Here is a 19640-nt window from a genome sequence, read left to right on the forward strand (position 1 = left end):
TGCAACGAATTGGAGTGCCCGTGGCCGAACCGCTGGATGATTATATCGACGCCGTAGCGAACGTGCTCGGCCTGCCGGTCGAGGACGCTTGGAAGCCGGTCATCCGCGCCAACCTCGCGGTGACGCTGAAGATGGCGCGCATGGTGGATGAATTCGTGCTGCCCGATGAGTCCGAACCGGCCAGCATCTATGCAGCCTGATCCTGTCATGACACCCGCCGGCGAATGGCTGCCCGCCTCCGAGATCGCGCAGGCGATCGCGTCGAAGAAGATCACCGCGATTGCCGTCACGGAAGCCGCGTTGGCGCGCATCGGCGCGCATAATCCCGTGTTGAACGCCTTTACCGACGTCACCGCCGAACGCGCGCGCGCCACGGCCAGGGCGGTCGATGCCGCGGTCGCCGCCGGTGAAAAGCTCGGCCCGCTGGCCGGCGTGCCGTTTGCGGTCAAGAACCTGTTCGACATCGAAGGCCTGCCGACCCGTGCCGGCTCGAAGATCAACCGCGATCGCGCCCCATCGACGCGCGACGCCACGCTGATCGAACGCATGGAGGCGGCCGGCGCGGTGCTGCTCGGCGGCCTCAACATGGGCGAATACGCCTATGACTTCACCGGCGAGAACGTCCATGACGGCGATTCACGCAACCCGCATGACACCACGCGGATGACCGGCGGCTCGTCGGGCGGTTCGGGCGCCGCGGTCGGCGGCGGGCTCGTGCCGCTGGCGCTGGGCTCCGATACAAATGGCTCGATCCGCGTGCCATCGTCGTTCTGCGGCGTGTTCGGCCTGAAGCCGACCTATGGCCGGCTGTCGCGCGCGCGCTCGTTTCCCTTCGTCGCCAGCTTCGATCATCTCGGTCCGTTCGCGCGCACCGTCGAGGATCTGGCGCTGTCTTATGACGCCATGCAGGGGTCGGACGTCGACGACGCAGGCTGCTCGACGCGTGACATCGAGCCGGTGTCGGCGCTGCTTTCGCAGGACATCGGCGATCTGCGGATTGCGCTGGCCGGCGGTTACTTCCAGAAGTTTCTGTTCCCGGAAGCCAGGGAAGCCATCGCCCGCGTCACCACGGCGCTCGGCGTCACCCGCGAGGTAGAGATTCCGGAAACCGCACGCGCGCGCTCGGCGGCCTATGTGATCTCGACCTGCGAGGGCGGCTCGCTGCATCTCGACCGGCTGCGCACGCGGCCGAACGATTTCGATCCGGCGACGCGCGACCGGCTGCTGGCCGGCGCGATGGTGCCGGCCCCTCTGGTCGATCGCGCGCAAAAATTCCGCCGCTGGTACCGTACGCAGGTGCTGGAACTGTTCAAGACGGTGGACATCATCATCGCGCCGGCGACGCCATGCGTCGCGCCAAAGCTCGGCCAGGTCAACTTCACGCTCGATGGCGAGGAGCTCCCGGTGCGCGCCAATATCGGCATCCACACCCAGCCGATCTCGTTCATCGGCCTGCCGGTGGTGGCGGTGCCGATACCGCTCGATCCGATGCCGATCGGCGTTCAGATCATTGCTGCCCCGTGGCGCGAGGACCTCGCGCTGCGCGTGGCTTACGCCTTGCAGAAGGCCGGCGTCGCCGCAGCCCTTCGTCCCAAAGGATTCTGACGATGGATATCGATCTTCCCGACGTGCTCGCCGAAGTAGGCGCGGCTTTTGCGCGCTATGAGCAGGCGCTGATTACCAACGACACCGCGGTACTCGGCGAACTGTTCCGCAATGATTCCCGCACCATCCGCTACGGCGCGGGTGAAAATCTCTACGGATATCACGAGATCCAGGCGTTCCGCGGCGCCCGCCCGGCGGTCGGCCTGATGCGCCGCACCGAGCGGACGGTAATTTCGTCCTATGGCCGCGACACCGCGGTCGCCTCGACGCTGTTTTATCGCGACAGCGCGCCGGGCAAGGTCGGCCGTCAGATGCAGACCTGGGTGCGATTCGCCGAGGGCTGGCGTATCGTTGCGGCCTCGGTCAGTATGATCGACGAGCCGAAACCGACGGCCGAAGGCTGAGGCCGGGACCAAGGGACGAGCATGAGTTTCGACGACATGCTGGTGGTGCCCGCATCGAAACCATCGGGCCGCAAGGCCAGTCGAGCCCGGCTGTCTTCGGGCATCGTCAAGGTGACGCGCGCCGAAGAATTGCGGCTGCAACTCGCCGACGATATCGTCCGCGGCGTGCTGCCGCCCGGCGCCTCGCTCGACGAGACCGAAATCGCGCGGCGCTTCGAGGTGTCGCGCACGCCGGTGCGTGAAGCGCTGCGGCAGTTGGCGGCGAGCGGGCTGGTGGATTCCCGCGCCCATCGCGGCGCCTTCGTGGCGCAGCCGTCGCCGGAACGCCTGACCGGCATGTTCGAGGCGATGGCCGAACTGGAAGCGCTGTGTGCCGGGCTTGCGGCGGAGCGCATGCTGGCGGTCGAGCGCCACGCGCTCGAAGCCGTGCACGAGGAATTGCGCGTACTCAGCCATGCCGGCAATCCCGAGCGCTTCGCCGAGGTCAACGAGCGTTTTCACAACATGATCTACACCGGTTCGCAGAACGACTATGTCGCGGAGATCACGCTGGCGACGCGGGTTCGCGTGCAACCGTTCCGCCGCGCCCAGTTTCGCAACCTCGGTCGCCTCGCCAAGTCGCAGGCCGAGCACGGCCGCGTCGTCATCGCCATCCTGCGCGGCGACCGCCCCGGCGCCGCCGCCGCGATGCGCGCGCATATCGAGCTGGTGCGCGGCGAATATGAGCATTACGCGGTGACGGTGTAGTTCGACCCCAGTTGTCGTTCCGGGATGCGGCAGACGGCGAAGCCGGCTGACGGAGACCCGGAACCTCGAACAGTTCAGCGCAAAACATCTCCAGATTCCGGGTTCGCTCGCACTGGTGCGCTCGCGCCCCGGAATGACAATTACTTCGCCGCTTCCTTCGCAAACGCCCGCCAGCCGCCGAAGCTGGAGATGTCGCGGGCGCCCTCGATCGCCGTGGCTTCGACCAGGAAGCCCTTGACGCCGGAGCCATCGGCCAGTCGCAGCGTGCCGATCGACAGCGGCGAGGGGATCGCCGCGACGAACTTGCCGAACGCCGCCGCCGACAGCGCCCAGACCTCGACCTCGATCGCCGAGCCGGAGCCTGCTTCGACGCGCAGCAGGCCGGGCTTGGCCGGCGTCGTGCCGTCCAGCGCATAGAAGCAATAGTCCGGCGCGGTCGTCTTTGCGTTCAGGAGCCGGCCGCCGAGCGCCTGCAACTCGCCGTTCAGCGCCATCCCGGTCAGATGCGCGCCGACCACGGCGATGGCGATCTCGTCGCCCCGAAGCGTCGCGGGCACCGCGGGCAACAGCGGCTGCGGGACCGCTTTCGCGCCCATCGGCAGCCGGGTGTCGGCGTGGAAGGCGCGGCCGAGGCTGGCGAGCTTGGCGTCATCGCCGCCGGGCGCCAGCAACGTGATCCCGAACGGGATGCCGTCGGCGCGCATTGCGGCGGGCACGGCCAGACCGCAGAGGTCGAGCAGGTTGACGAAGTTGGTGTAGGTGCCGAGCCTCGAGTTGAGCTCGATCGGATTGGCCAGCACCTGCGCCGTCGTGTAGGCGGTCGGCGCGGTCGGCAGCACCAGCGCGTCGATGGCGGCGAAGGCCGTCTCGGCGGTGCGCTTGAGGCTGTGCAATTTGTACAGTGCGGCGAAGGTGTCGGTGGCGCTTTGCCGGGCGCCGGCGAGGGTGATCTCGCGTGTCACCGGATGGATCGCGTCCGGCGCCGACGCCAGCAGATCGCGGATCACCAGCAGGCGTTCGGCGACCCACGGCCCGTCATAGAGCAGCCGCGCGGTCTCGTAGAACGGTTCGAGGTCGAACTCGACCAGGGTCGCGCCCAATGATTTCCAGCGCTTCAGCGCCTCCGCATAGGCCTTCTCCGACACCGTATCGCCGAAGAAGATCAACTGCCCGTTGCGCGGCACGCCGAGCTTGAGGCCTTTGGGAATTTCCGTCAGCGCGCCGACTTCGCGCTGGCGCGAATAGGGATCCTTCGCATCATAGCCGCCCATGACGTCGAGCGCGGCCATCGCGTCGTCGACGCTGAGCGCGAAGATCGACACGCAGTCCAGCGTGCGGCACGCCGGCACCACGCCGGTGGTCGGGATCAGGCCGAGGCTCGGCTTCAGTCCGACGATGTTGTTCAGCATCGCCGGCACCCGGCCGGAGCCGGCGGTATCGGTCCCGAGCGACAGCGGCACCAGGCCGGCGGATACTGCCACCGCGGAGCCCGAGCTGGAGCCGCCGGGGATCAGGTCGTCGCGGACCGCGTTTTTCGGGATGCCATAGGGCGAACGCACGCCGACGAGACCCGTCGCGAACTGGTCGAGATTGGTCTTGCCGATCACGATAGCGCCGGCGGCGCGTAGCCGCGCCACCGCGGCGGCGTCGCGGGAAGGCGTATAGGCAAAGGCCGGACAGGCGGCGGTCGTCGGCAGTCCGGCGACGTCGATATTGTCCTTCACCGCCACCGGCACGCCGTACAGCGGCAAGGTCGCACCTTCCCTGGCGGCCAGCGCCACGGCCTCGGCGAGCGCCTCGGCCTCATCGCGCAAGCTGATGAAGATGGCGGGATCGCCATGCGAACGGATACGCGCGAAGCTACGCGCGACGGTCTGTGCAGGCGTCTGGGTGCCGGCGCGATGCGCGGCGACGATCTCGGCAATGGTCTCGGTCACGCGGCGGACCTGCTGCGGATGGCGCAAGGGCGCCACCCGCCGGGGGCGATGGTTTCATTCAGCAGGTACGGCAAGAGAAGGCTCCGATTGCAAGACAGAAACAGGGACGGTGCCGAACTTCTCCGCTGCATACAGCCCGGCCGCAACCAGAGCATAGGCCAGCGCGACGCCGGGCGTCACCCCCAACCGCCGCCGATCCCGATCGCCTCGCCGTGCATGAAGCCGAAATAGGTCATCACCGCGCCGGCCAGGGCGAAGGCTGAGGCATGGACGAATTTGCGCTCGATGACGAACACCGCGATCGCGCCGAGCACCAAGCCGGTCAGGATCGAGCCGCCGCCCATCACTTCGAGGCCATGATACAGCACGCCGTTCTGCGCCATCTTGGCGACGAAGTCTGGCGCGTGCTGGGCGCCGAAATTCATGCCCGCAGCCCCGAGCGCGCCGGACAGCAGCACCGTGGCCCAGGCCGCCAGATGCGGCGTCAGCGACAGCGCGATGGCCGGGGCGTGTTCGCGCGGCGTGGTCTCGAACGCCTGCGCGCAGATCAGCATGCCGATGTACAACAGGATCGGCGAGATCGCGACCACCGGCACGATCGCCAGCATCAGCGAGATGATGCCGAACCATGACAGCACCACCACCATGATGCCGGTCGCCGCCGAATAGCCGATCCGGCCGCCCATCGCCTTCCAGCCGGGATGGCCGATATAGACCGCGTTGATGAACGGGTTGCCCATCAGGCAGCCGATCAGCGACACCACGCCGTCTGCGGTCAGCACGCGCGTGGTCGGATAGGTGTCGCCGGCGGCTTCCGCGGACTCCACATTGTCCATCGCCTCGACCAGATCGTAGATGCCGTAGGGAATTGCGGTGACCAGGATGATGCCGAGGAACTGGAAGCCGGAGAACACGTGATCGAATGCCGGCAGCGGGATCGAGAAGCCGAAATTGCTGAAGGCCGCGGCGACGCCGGCGGCGCTGACGCCGCCGATGCCGAAGCCCAGCAGGGTCGATCCCCATGCGATCGCCATGCCGACGCCGATCGCGACCAGCCCGGCCGGAATGTTCTTCGGATATTTATAGCCGCCGAACCAGCTCAGCATGATGATGGCGAAGCACGTCAGGCCGATCACCGGCGTCATGAACATTTCCAGCGCCGGGCGCATCGCGATGAAGGTGATGGAGACGCCGGCCAGCGTGCCGAGCAGCGCGGCGCGCGGAGTCACCTTGCGGATCCACGGGGCGATGAAGCCGCCGATCATCAGGATGAAGCTCTGGAAGAACACCCAGACGAGGCCCGCCTCCCAGCCCTTGATCGGATCGCCCGTCGTGAGCGAGATTGGCAGCATGATCACGAAGGTGACGATGAACATATGCGGCACGCTGATGCCGGACGGCAGCGCGCAGACGTCCGAGCGGCCGGTCTTTTGCGACAGCTTGTAGGCAAGATACGCGTAGTAGAAGGTCGAGAGACACATCATCAGGCCGAGCGCCGGCAGGATGCGGCCGAATACGATCGAGTCCGGCATCTTCAGCACGAAACGCAACAATCCGGTGAGCACCAGCATGTTGACGAGGATGTTGGTGCCGAAACCGAAAAATGCATTCCAGTCGCCCGGTGCCCACAACACTGGCTTGAAGTCGGATTTTCCGGCAGTCCCCGTGATCGTGCTCATCAAAATGCTCCCCTGTCAGCTGTGTGAAATCTCCAGAACGTTCTGCTCGTCCATCGCTTGCAGCACCGCAGCGGAGTCACTGACCCAGCCAAAAATGCCGCCCTGGGCTTTGATCATCTTCAGGCCCATCTCATGAAATTCCGGGAAGTAGGAGGCGCAGCCATCGGCCAGCACGATGCAACGATAGCCGCGGTCGTTGGCCTCGCGCACGGTGGTGTTGACGCAGACCTCGGTGGTGACGCCGCACACCAGCAGCGTGTCGATGTCGCGACCGGTGAGGTCGGCACCGAGCGTGGTGGCGTAGAACGCGCCCTTGCCGGGTTTGTCGATCACGATCTCGCCTTCGACCGGATACAGCGCCGGGATGATGTCGTGGCCGGCTTCGCCACGGATCAGGATGCGGCCCATCGGCCCGGGATCGCCGATTCGCAACGATGGTGCGCCGCGCTCGATCTTCGCCTTTGGCGCGTCGGACAGATCGGGCAGGTGGCCCTCGCGGGTGTGCACGACCATCAGGCCGATCGCGCGCGCGGCCTTGAGCACCGCAGCGATCGGTTCAATGGCACGGGTCAGTTGCGAGACATCGTTGCCAAGCGTCTCGCCGAAGCCGTCGGGCTCAATGAAGTCGCGCTGCATGTCGATGATGAGGAGCGCAGTGGTTCCCCAGTCGACCGCGATCGGGCCGGGCTCGGCGTTCAGCGTCACTACCAGCGAGGGGTTTTCCATGGCCGATCCGGTTCGCGAGCGATGGGTGTCTCGGGAACGGCGAAGCAAACGTCGTGCCATTGTATACAATGAGTGCAGCGGCGATGACGTGGCTTATATGGCGTGGTTTTTGGCTTTGAAATGCCTCATTTTCTAGTTGATGTAAGGTCGCGTTTGCCAATGAGGGGCGGCTGTGCGCAGCAAAACGCCCAGCAAAAATGCCGGGCGTGGTGATATTTTAATCTTCTTTGATGCACGCCCCAAAAATAGGCTGGCACATGCGGCCTCGAACTACTGGCCGTGGTTGACCAGCACCTGATTGCAGGCGGGGGAAATATTCGGACGGTTCTGCTGCAGGCAGCTCAGAATGACAAGGTCACCCTGATCGAGAACCCGGGGGCAGAACTTCTTGACGTCAGGCGCGCAGGCTTTCTGTTCCGCTTCGGTGCCGCTCTGCTGGGCAGAGGCACCGCTGAGAAGAAGAGCTAAGGTAAAGGCAGTGGCAGTGATGGTTTTGAACATGGTGATCCCCGGTTTCGTAAACTCAAGCGATTCGGCGAACAGTTGTTCCCGCCAACTGCCAAAGATCGCAAGTCAAAACTTCTCTGCCACGAGCGGGCGCTCGCGGCGGAGGTATCAATGGCAGATCATCGTGACTTGACGCTGGGTTCGCGGCTCCACAGCCGTAGCTTGCCAAGCTCTTTGATGAAGCCGTCGATATCGGCGGGGCTGGCGAGTTCGATGAAACCTTCATCCATCGAGTCGGCGAGCCCTGCCTTGGCGAACAGCGGAACGGCGGCATCGACGTAGCCGATGAACTTGCAATGCGCGAAGGCGTCGGCGACGAAGTCCCGGGCGGTGGACTCCATCAGCAGGTCGTCGATGCCCTTGGCGCCGGGCAATAGCGCCACGGCGTCGTACAGTACCGATGGGCCGCCATCGATCATCTGGTCGGCTTCGATGAGTGTGCCGTCGCTGGCGTCGGCACCTCCGACCTTGGGCGCGATGATCTCGAAGGTGGCGCCGGCCTTGAAGACCGCCGCCTGAAGCGCCGCCAAAAGCTTGGCGTCGGTCCCGTCGGTGACGACGATGCCGAGCTTGCGGCCCTCGAACCGCCCGGGCCCCTTCATGACGATGCTGAGCGCCGCGGACTCCGAGAGATCCTGCCGGGTCGGCTGTGCGGCATCGGCGGGCTCGGGCATCTCCTTGATCCCGAGCATCGAGGCGACCTTGCTGGCGAGGCCTTCCTCGATATTCAGGAGATGCGACACCATCCGTTCGCGGATCACAGGCGTCTTGACCTTGCTGAGTTCGAAGGTCAGCGCAGCCGCGATATGGTGCTGCTCGCCCTTGGTCTGGCTGAGGAAAAACTGCCGCGCCTGGCTGTAGTGGTCGGAGAAGCTCTCCGGACGCAGCCGGGTCTTCGGGCCGTGCTCGATCGCGGCAAAGGACCTGAAGCCGCGCTCTGGCGACTGTCGGGGACCGGCGCCGAAGGAATTCGGCTGATAGTTCACGTGGCCCTTCGGATTATGCATCGCGCCGTGGCCGTCCTGCTGGAAGTGCGCGAACGGGCATTTCGGCGCGTTGATCGGGATATGCGTGAAGTTCGGTCCGCCGAGACGCTTCAACTGCGTGTCCAGGTAGGAGAAGTTGCGGCCCTGCAGCAGCGGATCGTTGGAGAAGTCGATGCCGGGCGGCACGTTCTGCGTCATGAACGCGACCTGCTCGGTCTCGGCGAAGAAATTATCCGGCATGCGGTCGAGCACTAGACGCCCGATCGGGATCGGCTTGAGGATTTCTTCCGGGATCAACTTGGTCGGATCGAGCACGTCGAAGTCGAACTGGTCGGCGAATTCTTGGTTGAACAGCTGCACCTGCAACTCCCATTCCGGAAAACTGCCGGACTGGATCGCGTTCCACAGGTCGCGGCGGTGGAAATCGGGATCGGCGCCGTTGATCTTGACGGCTTCGTTCCACAGCACCGACTGCAGGCCGAGCTTCGGCTTCCAGTGGAACTTCACGAAGGTGGATTCGTCCTTGGCATTGACGAAGCGGAAGGTGTGGACGCCGAACCCTTCCATGAAGCGCAGTGAGCGCGGCAGCGTCCGGTCTGACATCTGCCACATGACCATGTGCATGCTCTCCGGGGTCAGCGAGATGAAGTCCCAGAAATTGTCATGCGCCGACTGCGCCTGGGGAAACGCCGAGTCCGGCTCTTCCTTGACGGCGTGGATCAGGTCGGGAAATTTGATCGCGTCCTGGATGAAGAACACCGGGATGTTGTTGCCGAACAGATCCCAGTTGCCTTCCTTGCTGTAGATCTTGACCGCGAAGCCGCGCACGTCGCGCGCCAGATCCGCCGAGCCCTTGCTGCCGGCGACGGTGGAGAACCGCACAAAGGCCGGAGTGCGCTCGCCGGCGCGCTGGAACAGATCGGCGCGGGTGTATTTTGCCAGCGACTCGTAAGTTTCGAAGAAGCCGTGCGCGCCGTAGCCGCGGGCATGGACCACGCGCTCGGGAATGCGCTCGTGGTCGAAATGGAACATCTTCTCGCGAAAATGGAAGTCCTCGATCAGTGCAGGGCCTCTGGCGCCGATCTTCAGCGTGTTCTGGTCATCGAGCACCGGTCCGCCGTTGGCGGTGGTGAGGATCGGCGTATCGCCCTCGGCAATCTGGTGCAGTTCGCCGCCGGCGCCCCGGACGAGTTGCTGGTCGTGAATTGTGACGGTCGCCGGTTTTGTGCCGGACCGGGTGGTGGATTTTGCCATGTGGGGTTCCCGCTGAAGATGGAGTGCCCATCCAATGCGGAAGGTGTGATTGTGTTCCGGTGGACGATGCCCGCCAAAAGCGCCCGCCGAAATCTGCCGGCGCCTGAGTTGGGGAGACTTCCGACCAGGTTTTCTTTTTTGGACCCTGCGCCATTGACGGCGTCCTTATGCACATCGAACGGCCTGCTCAAGACGCTCGATCTGCTTGTCGGTCCCGTCGGTATGAATTTTGAGGCCGGCCGCTGCAGCCCATGCTGCAACAGGTCGGTCATGGTCTGAATATCCTTGCTGAAAAACCCCGTCCTTTGCTTCACTAACAGCCGGTAGTCGCCTGCATGACGGCAACTACCGGTCCGGGTTCTGTGATTTTTCCCGGGCCGGGTCCGTGTTCTGCTATTAGGAAGCAAGGCGTTCGCGGCGGCGAGTTACGGTCGGGGAGGGCATTGCATGTCGGTTCGCGCGGTGATCCCGGCCCTGATCGGCACTATGCTGCTGCTCACGGCGCCCGGCCGTGCCGACGAGATCGATACCGAGCATTTGTTCGGCTTCATGATCGGCAGCGATGTCGGCCGGGTCGGCGAACGTGAGTACGAAAGCCGGACGACGGGCCGGCTGTCGCGCCGAGGCGGAGGCTATCGCGCGATCGGTCAAGAATTCGAGCTGGAATTCGTGCCGGCGAAGGACATGCGCGTCGAACTTGGTACTTCGATGGCGGCGCACGATATCGAGGGCGTCACCGGATTGGCTGATCGTCGCCAGTCCGGCTGGCAGGGTCTGTCGATCGACCTGCGCTACCGGTTTCTCAATCGCGAGCATCACCCGTTCGGCCTGACGCTCAGAGTCGAAGCCGGCACCAGCCGGATCGATAACGGGAGCGGGCTGCCGGCGCGGTCCACCGGCGGCGACATCACGCTGGCGCTGGATCGCGAATGGATTCCGAACTTCCTGGTGGCCGCCATCAACCTCACCTATCAGCCGGAATGGAGCCGGCTCTCCTTCGGTGGGACCGAACGCGAAGCCACGATCGGTATTGCGGGTGCGATGATGGCACAGCTGCGCCCGGGCTTCTACCTTGGTGGCGAGGCGCGTTACTTGCGTACCTATGAAGGGTTCGGCCTGCAGGAATTTTCAGGCGATGCCCTTTTTATCGGACCGTCGGCCTATCTGCAACTTTCGCCGCGCGCCTGGCTTGCCGCAGCATGGAGCGTGCAAGCATGGGGGCGTGACAGCCGCCCAGGCAGTTCGCTCAATCTCGAAGGCTTCGAGCGGCATCAGGCGCGGCTTATCTATGGTATCGGCTTCTGACCGGCAATTTCGCTGCTGGTATCATCAGCCGCCACGCTTGCTAGCATGAAACTTCGCGACTCGGTGGCCGTTTCTGGCTGTGCTATCCTGTTGCGAAGCAAGGAGCCTGGCATGAGCCCGATTGAGCTGATTGTAACCGTCTGCGCGGTGTTGTCGCCGAGCACCTGTGAGGAAACCCACTTGACCTTCAATTCGACGATCTCGCGACAGCAATGCACGATGGGGGCGATGCCCTATATCGCGCGATGGGTCGGTGAGCACCCGAAATGGAAGGCGGTGAAGTGGCGCTGCGAATTTCCACACAGCCGGGCCGACATCGGCGCAAGCCGCGCCGGCTAGGGATGACGTGTTGTGTGCCTTGCGCTCCGTGCCGGCCAAGGGCACGCCGCCTGGCGCGGTTCCGACAGCGGCTCGACGCAGGCTTTGCGTCCGATGCGGTGCCATCGATCCCTGCAATGCAGCACGTTTGACGGATTTTCAGCCGGCTGATTTGCTGGCACTCTCGGACGCTCAGCGTTGGGAGGACCGGAGTGAAAGCGATGTGCAGGATCGGGAGACTACTCGGCGGATTGATGCTGGCCTGCACCGCGCCTGCCGCGGCGGCCGGGTTGAACGATTACCCGACCGCCATCCGCTCCGATTATGTGTTCGCCTGCATGAAGGCCAATGGCGAGAACCGGCAGTCGCTCGAGCAGTGTTCCTGCTCGATCGACGTGGTGGCGTCGCTATTGCCGTATGACCGTTACGTCACCGCCGAGACGGTGCTCAGCATGGCGCAGGTGCAGGGCAATCTCGGCGGTCAGTTCCGCTCCGCGCCGCAGTCCAACGCGGCGCTGACCGACCTCAGGCGCGCCCAGGCCGAAGCCGAGGTACGGTGCTTCTGACCGGAATTCGGGCGGCCTGAACTATATCCCCGACCCCTCGGCCTTCCACTCGCCCGCGAACAGGTGCCCTTCGGTATCCCGTGCCTCGACGCGGTAGCGTTTGGCGTCGCCCGGCAGGTGGGTGAAACGGAGGTTGGGATCTTCCGAGATCGAGATCCCGCCCTGCAGCGACAGCAGCAGGCGGTCGTCCTGCCAGATCTTGATGTCGTTGACGAAGAACGCCGGCACGTAGTGCCGCGTCACCTGATCCATCTGCAGGCCGGAATTGTTGGGGTGGCCGATCATTACCTGTGCTTCGCGGGCGCCGCTGGCCGGGGTGTCGCCGGTCCGGGCGAATTGCCGGAAGCGGATCTGGCCGAGCCTGCCGCGCGCTTCCTGCGCGTTTTTGGCCGCCGGTGCGGAGCAGCCGCCGGAGGCCTTCACGAATACCTTCGTCATGTAGAGCTGGCCGTCGCTGAGTTCGGCCACCGCATGGACGTCGCTGTAATTGTTGACGCGAACGCGCGTGGAAATTTCCGAGATTGTGGAGTCCGGGCCGAACTCGAAGCGGCCGGCCATCGGCGCCGGGTTCTGGTCGATCACCAGCGTGATCGCGCGGACGCGGCGGCTGTCGCCTGGCGGCAGCATGGTGCGCAAGGTCACCGGCACGATCGCGGCATCCTCGGCGCGGGCGGGCATCTCGATGGCGAGCACGCCGGCGCCGTCCAGCATCGGGCGGCTATCGAAAATGTCCTGCACCAAACCGGGCCAGGGATCGTAAGGCGGGTCGGCCGCCTGCGCGGGACCGTGAAGCACGAGGACAAGAAAAGCGGCCTTAAAAAGACGACCTGCGATCATGGCGCGATCTCCCGTACGAGGCGGCATTCTACGCCGTCCTGCGGCTCATTCCCACTCAATTTCCGAATAGGCCGCGGTGGCGTTGCGGGCATGGTAGTCGTCGACCAATTGCCATCGCGATGGTTCCGGCGCGCCGGCCTGCTGCGCCGCACGCAGCGGCGCGCCCTGGGCGATCAGGGTGCGGAGATCGGCGTCGAGCCGTTGCAGATAACGCCGCTGGTCGGCCAGGACAGCCGGCCACTCGCCGACGGCGCCGTGGCCGGGCACGACGCGGTTGGCCGGCAAGGCCGCCAGTTTGTCCATCACGCCGAGCCAGCCGCGCAGGCTGCCATCGACGACCGGAATATGCCCGCGAAACACCAGGTCGCCGGCAAACAGCGTGCCGGTCGCATCGTCCATCACGGTCAGGTCGCTGTCGCTATGGGCCGTCGGCCACGCTCTCAGCGCCAGCGTGCGACCGCCGAGATCGAGCGTCGTGTCGTTCTCAACCAGCAATGTCGGCGCGACGATCCGAACTTCGTCGATCAGCGCGTCGCCGAGCAGGCGACGGAATGCGGCGAGATAATGCGGCCCGCGCTGCGCCAGCGCCTGCGGCAGTTGGCGGTGGCCGACATGGATGACGCCGTCGCCGGTAAAAGCAGCGTGGCCGAAGACATGATCGGGATGGCCGTGGGTGGCGATGGCATAGCGCACCGGAAGTCCGGTGCGCTGGCGGATGGCCGCGCGCAACTGCCGACCGACGCGCACGCTGCCACCGCTGTCGATCACCGCCACGGCATCGCGCCCGACGATGAATCCGAGATTGGCGATGTCGCCGGCATTGGCTTCGTCCATCAAGGCGATCCGGCCCGCATGCACGAAAACGCCAGGAGCGATCTGATCCACAGCCAGGGCCGGTTCGTCGTGCTGCGCTTGCACAATGCCCGTCAGTAAAATCGCCAGCGTTGCGAGGAGGATGCTGCTACGCATCATGCGTAAGTATCCGTTACGTACTTCGTTCAGAGAGTTGGCGACATCTGCTAGCAGGAATGCCGAACTACACAAAGCGGAAAGTCGTCAGGCGTGATTTGTGTTGCACGAAATGTTGGGCGGTACTAGCATCTGCCGGCATTCAACTTCAACGGGACTTCGGTTCGTTGGGATTGCCGGTGTCTTCGGGGATGGCGGCATGCGAAGAGACGAGAATGTCCTCCGCCGCTACCGCTATGTCTGCACTGCTGAAATGCAATCACGCGGCTAGATCAAGGTGCTGGGCGAATCCGTCTCATGCCCATCGCAATGCGTCCGATCGACAGACATAAAATTCTACAAAAGACATCGTGGGAGGATACGACATGCACAAGGTGTTATTCGCCTGTCTTGGCGCGTTCACGGCCCTGGCCGGCAGCGCTGCCAATGCCAATGATGAACTGATAAAGATGGAGAAGAATGCCAAGGACTGGGTGATGCCGGCTGGCAATTATGCCAACCAGCGCTATTCCGAGCTCAAGCAGATCACCGCCGCCAATGTCGGCAAGCTGCAGGTGGCGTGGACGTTTTCCACCGGTGTGTTGCGCGGCCATGAGGGCGGGCCGCTGATCGTCGGCAATATGATGTATGTCCACACCCCGTTTCCGAACATCGTCTACGCGCTGGATCTCGCCAAGGAAAACAAGATCGTCTGGAAGTACGAACCAAAGCAGGATCCTAACGTGATCCCGGTGATGTGCTGCGATACGGTGAACCGCGGCGTCGCTTATGCCGACGGCAAGATATTCCTGCACCAGGCCGATACCACGCTGGTCGCGCTCGATGCCAAGACCGGCAAGGTCGAGTGGTCGGTGAAGAACGGCGATCCCGGCAAGGGCGCCACCGGCACCTCGTCGCCACTGGTCGTCAAGGACAAGGTGCTGGTCGGCATCTCCGGCGGAGAATTTGGCGTGCAGTGCCACGTCACCGCCTACGACCTCAAGACGGGCAAGCAGTCTTGGCGGGCCTATTCGGAAGGGCCGGACGATCAGATCATGCTCGATCCGGTATCGACTACCGAACTCGGCAAGCCGGTCGGCAAGGATTCCAGCCTCCGGACCTGGCAGGGCGACCAGTGGAAGATCGGCGGCGGCTGCACGTGGGGCTGGTTGTCCTACGACCCCGCACTGAACCTGGTCTATTACGGCTCCGGCAATCCCTCGACCTGGAATCCGAAGCAGCGGCCCGGCGACAACAAATGGTCGATGACCATCTTCGCCCGCAATCCGGACACCGGCATGGCGCGCTGGGTCTACCAGATGACGCCGCACGACGAATGGGACTATGACGGCGTGAATGAGATGATCCTGACCGACCAGGAAATGGGCGGCCAGCCGCGCAAGTTGCTCACGCATTTCGACCGCAATGGCCTCGGCTACACCCTCGATCGCGCCACCGGCGAATTGCTGGTTGCCGAGAAGTTCGATCCGAAGGTGAACTGGACCTCCGGCGTCGACATGAACAAGAACTCGCCGACCTATGGCCGCCCCAAGGTGATAGCGCAATACTCGACCGAAGCCGGCGGCGAGGACAAGAACACCAAGGGCATCTGCCCGGCGGCGCTCGGCACCAAGGACCAGCAGCCGGCGGCCTATTCGCCGGATACGCAAATGTTCTACGTGCCGACCAACCATGTCTGCATGGACTACGAGCCGTTCAAGGTAAGCTACACCGCAGGCCAGCCCTATGTCGGAGCGACGCTGTCGATGTATCCGCCTCCGGGCGACAGCCACATGGGCAACTTCATCGCCTGGGACAACAAGACCGGCAAGATCGTGTGGTCGCTGCCGGAGCAGTTCTCGGTGTGGTCCGGTGCGCTCGCCACCGCCGGCGGCGTGGTGTTCTACGGCACGCTGGAAGGCTATCTGAAGGCGGTCGATGCCAAGACCGGCAAGGAGCTCTACAAGTTCAAGACTCCGTCCGGCATCATCGGCAACGTCACCACCTATGAACGGGACGGGCGGCAGTACGTTGCCGTGCTGTCCGGCGTCGGCGGCTGGGCCGGGATCGGCCTTGCGGCCGGCCTGACGGATCCAACCGCCGGCCTCGGTGCCGTCGGCGGCTATGCGGCGCTGTCCAACTACACCGCGCTCGGTGGCGCGTTGACGGTGTTCGCATTGCCGCAGTAGCGGCTTGCGGCCGACGAGCGGCTGGTGCGTGGAGCGATCCAGGCGCCAGCCGCGGACCGCGTTGCCTGGACTACAGAGCCATGATGCGTCCGTAACAGACGCGTTCAGCGACAAGAAAATCAATCAAGGAAATGCCTGTGCGTGCTATTCTGTATGGAACGGCCCTGGCGGTCGTCGTGACCTCGGCTCATCCGGTTTACGCCGAAACTCCTCCCGATCCGGACGCTGTGAAGGAAGAGGCGGGGAAGTATTTCGACGTTCAGGGAAACCCGACCTTCAAGATCATCAGCGGCAGCACCGACTGGTACACCTATTCCGGATATCGCCGCTATCATTCGGAATGCCATGTCTGTCATGGCCCGGACGGTGAGGGCTCCAGCTACGCGCCAGCGCTCAAGAACTCCGTCAAGGCGATGAGCTATGGCGAATTCATCGAAGTGGTTGCCAGCGGTCGCAAGAACGTCAATGCCTCGCACAGTAGCGTGATGCCGGCGTTCGGCGATAATCCCAATGTCGCCTGCTACATGGACGATCTCTACGTCTATCTGCGGGCGCGCGGCGCCGATGCCGTGGGCCGGGTCAGACCGGCGCGGCACGACGACAAGCCCTCTGCCGCGCGGGAGGCCGAGGATTCCTGCATGGGCACGAAGAAGTAGGCAGACGAAACGGTGTCGAGGGCCGGCGTGTCAGTCGAGCGAGGAAGAGGACGGCGATGACCGGTTTAGCTGGCGGCCGATGGCCGAGCATCATTGTTGCCGGCGTCGCGGTCGCAGCGTGGCTGCAGGCGACGCCTTCGGCTGCGCAGCAACGGCCGGAGGGCGGCGATCTCTCGATCGAACTGGTCGATCCCAATGTGCTTCGCGTCTGCGCCGACCCGCGCAATCTGCCGCTCTCCAACGACAAAGGAGAGGGCTTTGAGAACAAGATCGCCGAACTGCTGGCCGCCAGACTGCAGAAGCGGCTCGCCTACGCCTTTTTTCCGCAGGCGACGGGCTTCTTCCGGATGACCCTCGGAGCGCATCGCTGCGACGTCGTGATGGGCTATCCGCAGGGCGACGATCTCGTGCAGGGCACCAACCCCTACATGAGAACGGCCTATGCGTTGGTCACGAAATCGGGCAGCGCGCTTGAAGATGTCACGACGCTGGCCGATCCACGCCTGAAGGGCAAACATATCGGCATCGTCGCCGCGACGCCGCCGGCCACCAACATGGCGGCCAACGGGCTGATGGCCAATGCCAGACCCTACGCGCTGATGATCGACACCCGGATCGACTCGTCAGCCGAGGCCATGATCAAGGACATCGGCTCGGGCGCGATCGACGCCGGCGTGCTGTGGGGGCCGATGGCAGGCTTTCATGCAAAGCAGGCCGAACCGCCGCTCCGCGTCACGCCATTGTTGAGCGAAACCAGCGGGCCGCGGATGACCTACCGGATCGGCATGGGCGTTCGCGCCGCCGACCAGAACTGGAAGCGGCTGCTGAACCGCTTCATCCAGGACAACCAGGCCGAGATCAACGCCATCCTGCTCGGCTACGGCGTGCCGCTGCTCGACGACAGCGACCGCCCGATCACCGCGCAGGTTGTTGCGCCGAAGCCGTATTGATCCGGCGTCTGACAGCGGGGCTGGTCGCCGCATGGGCCGCCGCATCGCCTGTGCAGGCGCAGGAGGCCGTGCCCGAGCCGCCCGGTTACCGCACCGACAATTACCGCGCGCCGGTGCCGGCGACCCTGCATGGCGCTGTGGTGCTGACCACGGCCGAGGCCGAGGCGCTTTGGCGTGCCGGCGCGGCCGCCTTCATCGACGTGCTGCCACGCCCGCCGAAACCGCCCAATCTGCCGGCGGGCACGGTCTGGCGCGAGGCGCCACGGCCGCACATCCCCGGCAGCCTGTGGCTGCCCGACACCGGCTATGGCGAACTGGCGGAAGTTACCGAGGATTATTTCAGGCGCGGGCTGCAGCGCGCCAGCGCCGGCGACAAGGCGCGCAGGCTGGTGTTCTATTGCCTGGCCCATTGCTGGATGTCGTGGAACGCGGCCAAGCGCGCGCTGGGCTACGGCTACGCCCATGTTGCCTGGTATCCCGACGGCACTGACGGCTGGCACGACGCCCATCTGCCGATGCAGGACGCGAAGCCGGAACCGCGGGCCGGGGAATAGCTGCCGTCATAGCGAGGAGCCAAGCGACGCGGCAATCCAGAGCCACACTCTCGGCAAGAACCGGATTGCTTCGTCGCAAGGGCTCCTCGCAATGACGGCGCAAACGACAACGGCGCGGCAATCCCTCGGGAATGCCGCGCCGTTGTTACTGCAATTCAAAGCGGCGCCGGGGGCAGCCGCGTTTCGCTTAGACGGCGTCCTTGGCGGCCTTGACCGGGCGTGCACGCACGATCTTGCGGGCCGGCTTGGCCTTGAAGGTCATCGGCTCGCCGTTGAATGGGTTGGTGCCCTTGCGCGCCTTGGTGGCGGGCTTCTTGACGACGACGAACTTGGCAAAGCCGGGGACCAGGAACACGCCGTTCTTCTTCAGTTCCTTGTAGCCGACCACGGCCAGGGTCTCGAGAACGCCCTTGACGTCCTTCTTGGTCAGATCGGGATGGGACTCGTTGATCTTCTCGATGAGCTGCGACTTGGTCATTTGATCGGCCATTGGGCACCTTTGTGTTAGTGATTCGGTGAAATAGACACTAGTGAAAATCGCAGAAAAAAACCCGGACAGAATACAATCTGCACAGATTTTGCCTAAAAAAATAGTGCTTCTAGCGTTTCAATCCCCGATTCGTCTTGTGTGACAGGCTTTCGCTGGCGACGCGCGCCGATTCAACCTGTATTGCAGGCTCTGCGGCATCGGTGGCTTCCCCGTCCGCGAACGCCGGTTGCACCGATGTGCCGGGTGTTTATGGTCGATCCATGACCGACTTTCCCCGCTACGCCATCTACTATGCCCCTTCGGCTGGCGCTCCGCTTGCGCGCTTCGGCGCCGAAATGCTCGGCTACAATGCTTTCACCGGCCACGACGTGGCGTTTCCCGCCGCGGTGGTTGCGCAGTTTCCGGACTGGCCGGCATTGACCGGCGATCCGCGCAAATACGGCTTTCACGGCACCCTGAAAGCGCCGTTTGCACTGGCGCCGCTGGAGCACGAGGCCGGGTTGATCGCGGCCTGCGACAGCTTCGCCACATCTCCCCGCGCCATCCCGGCGATGACGCCGCTGGTGCAGGCGATCAGCAGTTTCATCGCGATCGTGCCGGCGGCCCCCAGCGCTGAACTCAACTCGCTCGCGCAGGATTGCGTCGAGGCGTTCGACCGTTTCCGTGCGCCGATGACGCCTGCCGATCGAGCCCGCCGCAAGCCGGAGGCGCTGACAGCGCGCCAGGTCAAGCAGCTCGATCGCTTCGGCTATCCCTATGTGCGCGATGATTTCCGTTTTCACCTGACGTTGACCGGGCGACTTCCGGCGGAGCGCGCGGCCGAGGTGCTGGCGATGTTGCAGGCGCGGTTTGCCGCGCTCGATATCGCTGCGCTGCGGATCGACCGGCTCGCCGTGTTTCGGCAAGACAGTGCATCGGCGCGATTCCGTATCGTTCATGAGACGGCGTTGACTTGATACTTGGCAATGTTGTTGTCGCATCT

The 19640-nt window shown here is 64.3% G+C and carries 20 protein-coding genes; 12 read left to right on the forward strand and 8 right to left on the reverse strand.

Translation table 11 applies throughout. From position 1 onward, the window contains the following. The first annotated feature begins 20 nt into the window (after positions 1 to 20). The 4 genes from FNL56_RS08495 to FNL56_RS08510 are packed head-to-tail and all read left to right on the forward strand — an operon-like array spanning position 21 to position 2756. Positions 21 to 200, forward strand: a complete 180-nt coding sequence (locus FNL56_RS08495; RefSeq protein WP_143572390.1) for a DUF4089 domain-containing protein — start codon at positions 21 to 23, stop codon at positions 198 to 200. A gap of 7 nt (positions 201 to 207) precedes the next feature. Beyond that, positions 208 to 1605: an AtzE family amidohydrolase gene (locus FNL56_RS08500; protein WP_168204651.1), complete on the forward strand. Its 1398-nt coding sequence runs from the start codon at positions 208 to 210 to the stop codon at positions 1603 to 1605. A gap of 2 nt (positions 1606 to 1607) precedes the next feature. Next, complete coding sequence (gene hpxZ, locus FNL56_RS08505) at positions 1608 to 2009, forward strand: oxalurate catabolism protein HpxZ (RefSeq protein WP_143572391.1); 402 nt, start codon at positions 1608 to 1610, stop codon at positions 2007 to 2009. A gap of 21 nt (positions 2010 to 2030) precedes the next feature. Further along, entirely contained in the window at positions 2031 to 2756 is a 726-nt protein-coding gene (locus FNL56_RS08510; RefSeq protein ID WP_210245489.1) for a GntR family transcriptional regulator, read from the forward strand. A 140-nt stretch (positions 2757 to 2896) separates the two neighbouring features. Here the strand turns inward: FNL56_RS08510 and atzF are convergent, their stop codons facing one another. The 5 genes from atzF to FNL56_RS08535 form a co-directional block, all read right to left on the reverse strand. Continuing rightward, complete coding sequence (gene atzF, locus FNL56_RS08515; RefSeq protein WP_143578571.1) at positions 2897 to 4693, reverse strand: allophanate hydrolase; 1797 nt, start codon at positions 4691 to 4693, stop codon at positions 2897 to 2899. Positions 4694 to 4869: 176 nt separating this feature from the next. Continuing rightward, the gene (locus FNL56_RS08520) at positions 4870 to 6372 is read right to left on the reverse strand and encodes a regulator (protein ID WP_441351276.1); all 1503 of its coding nucleotides are present in this window, start codon (positions 6370 to 6372) and stop codon (positions 4870 to 4872) included. Between the two features lie 15 nt (positions 6373 to 6387). Beyond that, positions 6388 to 7098 carry a cysteine hydrolase family protein gene (locus FNL56_RS08525; RefSeq protein ID WP_143572393.1) on the reverse strand — a complete coding sequence of 237 codons (711 nt, stop codon included), beginning with the start codon at positions 7096 to 7098 and terminating at the stop codon, positions 6388 to 6390. Between the two features lie 270 nt (positions 7099 to 7368). Continuing rightward, the gene (locus FNL56_RS08530; protein WP_143572394.1) at positions 7369 to 7599 is read right to left on the reverse strand and encodes a cysteine rich repeat-containing protein; all 231 of its coding nucleotides are present in this window, start codon (positions 7597 to 7599) and stop codon (positions 7369 to 7371) included. A 125-nt stretch (positions 7600 to 7724) separates the two neighbouring features. Beyond that, complete coding sequence (locus FNL56_RS08535) at positions 7725 to 9845, reverse strand: catalase (protein WP_143578850.1); 2121 nt, start codon at positions 9843 to 9845, stop codon at positions 7725 to 7727. A gap of 462 nt (positions 9846 to 10307) precedes the next feature. Here FNL56_RS08535 and FNL56_RS08540 point away from each other — a divergent pair, with 462 nt between their 5' ends. The 3 genes from FNL56_RS08540 to FNL56_RS08550 all read left to right on the forward strand — a co-directional run bounded on the left by FNL56_RS08540 (position 10308) and on the right by FNL56_RS08550 (position 12034). Then, a complete protein-coding gene (locus tag FNL56_RS08540) occupies positions 10308 to 11150 on the forward strand; it encodes a hypothetical protein (protein WP_246661636.1) in 843 nt (280 codons plus the stop codon). Positions 11151 to 11261: 111 nt separating this feature from the next. Beyond that, positions 11262 to 11489: a hypothetical protein gene (locus FNL56_RS08545; protein ID WP_143572397.1), complete on the forward strand. Its 228-nt coding sequence runs from the start codon at positions 11262 to 11264 to the stop codon at positions 11487 to 11489. 200 nt (positions 11490 to 11689) lie between these two features. After that, positions 11690 to 12034 carry a hypothetical protein gene (locus FNL56_RS08550; RefSeq protein ID WP_143576098.1) on the forward strand — a complete coding sequence of 115 codons (345 nt, stop codon included), beginning with the start codon at positions 11690 to 11692 and terminating at the stop codon, positions 12032 to 12034. A gap of 21 nt (positions 12035 to 12055) precedes the next feature. Here FNL56_RS08550 and FNL56_RS08555 read toward each other — a convergent pair whose 3' ends face one another. Continuing rightward, positions 12056 to 12871, reverse strand: coding sequence for a quinoprotein dehydrogenase-associated SoxYZ-like carrier (locus tag FNL56_RS08555; RefSeq protein WP_143572398.1), 816 nt, complete (start codon positions 12869 to 12871; stop codon positions 12056 to 12058). Positions 12872 to 12916: 45 nt separating this feature from the next. Beyond that, on the reverse strand, positions 12917 to 13843 hold the full coding sequence (locus FNL56_RS08560; RefSeq protein WP_143581931.1) for a quinoprotein relay system zinc metallohydrolase 2: 927 nt from the start codon (positions 13841 to 13843) through the stop codon (positions 12917 to 12919). 362 nt (positions 13844 to 14205) lie between these two features. On the opposite strand from FNL56_RS08560, the gene xoxF5 reads away from it, so the two are divergent. From xoxF5 to FNL56_RS08580, 4 genes are all read left to right on the forward strand, one after another. After that, complete coding sequence (gene xoxF5, locus FNL56_RS08565) at positions 14206 to 16008, forward strand: lanthanide-dependent methanol dehydrogenase XoxF5 (RefSeq protein ID WP_143572400.1); 1803 nt, start codon at positions 14206 to 14208, stop codon at positions 16006 to 16008. A gap of 131 nt (positions 16009 to 16139) precedes the next feature. Beyond that, the gene (locus FNL56_RS08570) at positions 16140 to 16664 is read left to right on the forward strand and encodes a c-type cytochrome, methanol metabolism-related (protein ID WP_143572401.1); all 525 of its coding nucleotides are present in this window, start codon (positions 16140 to 16142) and stop codon (positions 16662 to 16664) included. A 56-nt stretch (positions 16665 to 16720) separates the two neighbouring features. After that, positions 16721 to 17614 carry a substrate-binding domain-containing protein gene (locus tag FNL56_RS08575; protein ID WP_143572402.1) on the forward strand — a complete coding sequence of 298 codons (894 nt, stop codon included), beginning with the start codon at positions 16721 to 16723 and terminating at the stop codon, positions 17612 to 17614. Then, positions 17611 to 18168: a PQQ-dependent catabolism-associated CXXCW motif protein gene (locus FNL56_RS08580; protein ID WP_143572403.1), complete on the forward strand. Its 558-nt coding sequence runs from the start codon at positions 17611 to 17613 to the stop codon at positions 18166 to 18168. The genes FNL56_RS08575 and FNL56_RS08580 overlap by 4 nt, the downstream gene beginning before the upstream one ends. A 187-nt stretch (positions 18169 to 18355) precedes the next feature. Here the strand turns inward: FNL56_RS08580 and FNL56_RS08585 are convergent, their stop codons facing one another. Continuing rightward, positions 18356 to 18658 carry an HU family DNA-binding protein gene (locus tag FNL56_RS08585; protein WP_143572404.1) on the reverse strand — a complete coding sequence of 101 codons (303 nt, stop codon included), beginning with the start codon at positions 18656 to 18658 and terminating at the stop codon, positions 18356 to 18358. 260 nt (positions 18659 to 18918) lie between these two features. Between FNL56_RS08585 and FNL56_RS08590 the strand changes: the two genes are divergently transcribed. Beyond that, complete coding sequence (locus FNL56_RS08590) at positions 18919 to 19614, forward strand: DUF1045 domain-containing protein (RefSeq protein ID WP_143572405.1); 696 nt, start codon at positions 18919 to 18921, stop codon at positions 19612 to 19614. Positions 19615 to 19640: the final 26 nt, after the last annotated feature.

This window comes from Tardiphaga sp. vice304 (assembly GCF_007018905.1).
GTDB lineage: Bacteria > Pseudomonadota > Alphaproteobacteria > Rhizobiales > Xanthobacteraceae > Tardiphaga.

Coding starts and splice junctions, on each gene's coding strand:
- FNL56_RS08500 (WP_168204651.1), top strand. CDS start 208: ATGACACCCGCCGGCGAATGGCTGCCCGCCTCCGAGATCGCGCAGGCG.
- hpxZ (WP_143572391.1), top strand. CDS start 1,608: ATGGATATCGATCTTCCCGACGTGCTCGCCGAAGTAGGCGCGGCTTTT.
- FNL56_RS08510 (WP_210245489.1), top strand. CDS start 2,031: ATGAGTTTCGACGACATGCTGGTGGTGCCCGCATCGAAACCATCGGGC.
- FNL56_RS08520 (WP_441351276.1), bottom strand. CDS start 6,372: ATGAGCACGATCACGGGGACTGCCGGAAAATCCGACTTCAAGCCAGTG.
- FNL56_RS08525 (WP_143572393.1), bottom strand. CDS start 7,098: ATGGAAAACCCCTCGCTGGTAGTGACGCTGAACGCCGAGCCCGGCCCG.
- FNL56_RS08530 (WP_143572394.1), bottom strand. CDS start 7,599: ATGTTCAAAACCATCACTGCCACTGCCTTTACCTTAGCTCTTCTTCTC.
- FNL56_RS08535 (WP_143578850.1), bottom strand. CDS start 9,845: ATGGCAAAATCCACCACCCGGTCCGGCACAAAACCGGCGACCGTCACA.
- FNL56_RS08545 (WP_143572397.1), top strand. CDS start 11,262: ATGAGCCCGATTGAGCTGATTGTAACCGTCTGCGCGGTGTTGTCGCCG.
- FNL56_RS08550 (WP_143576098.1), top strand. CDS start 11,690: ATGTGCAGGATCGGGAGACTACTCGGCGGATTGATGCTGGCCTGCACC.
- FNL56_RS08555 (WP_143572398.1), bottom strand. CDS start 12,871: ATGATCGCAGGTCGTCTTTTTAAGGCCGCTTTTCTTGTCCTCGTGCTT.
- FNL56_RS08560 (WP_143581931.1), bottom strand. CDS start 13,843: ATGATGCGTAGCAGCATCCTCCTCGCAACGCTGGCGATTTTACTGACG.
- xoxF5 (WP_143572400.1), top strand. CDS start 14,206: ATGCACAAGGTGTTATTCGCCTGTCTTGGCGCGTTCACGGCCCTGGCC.
- FNL56_RS08570 (WP_143572401.1), top strand. CDS start 16,140: ATGCCTGTGCGTGCTATTCTGTATGGAACGGCCCTGGCGGTCGTCGTG.
- FNL56_RS08575 (WP_143572402.1), top strand. CDS start 16,721: ATGACCGGTTTAGCTGGCGGCCGATGGCCGAGCATCATTGTTGCCGGC.
- FNL56_RS08585 (WP_143572404.1), bottom strand. CDS start 18,658: ATGGCCGATCAAATGACCAAGTCGCAGCTCATCGAGAAGATCAACGAG.
- FNL56_RS08590 (WP_143572405.1), top strand. CDS start 18,919: ATGACCGACTTTCCCCGCTACGCCATCTACTATGCCCCTTCGGCTGGC.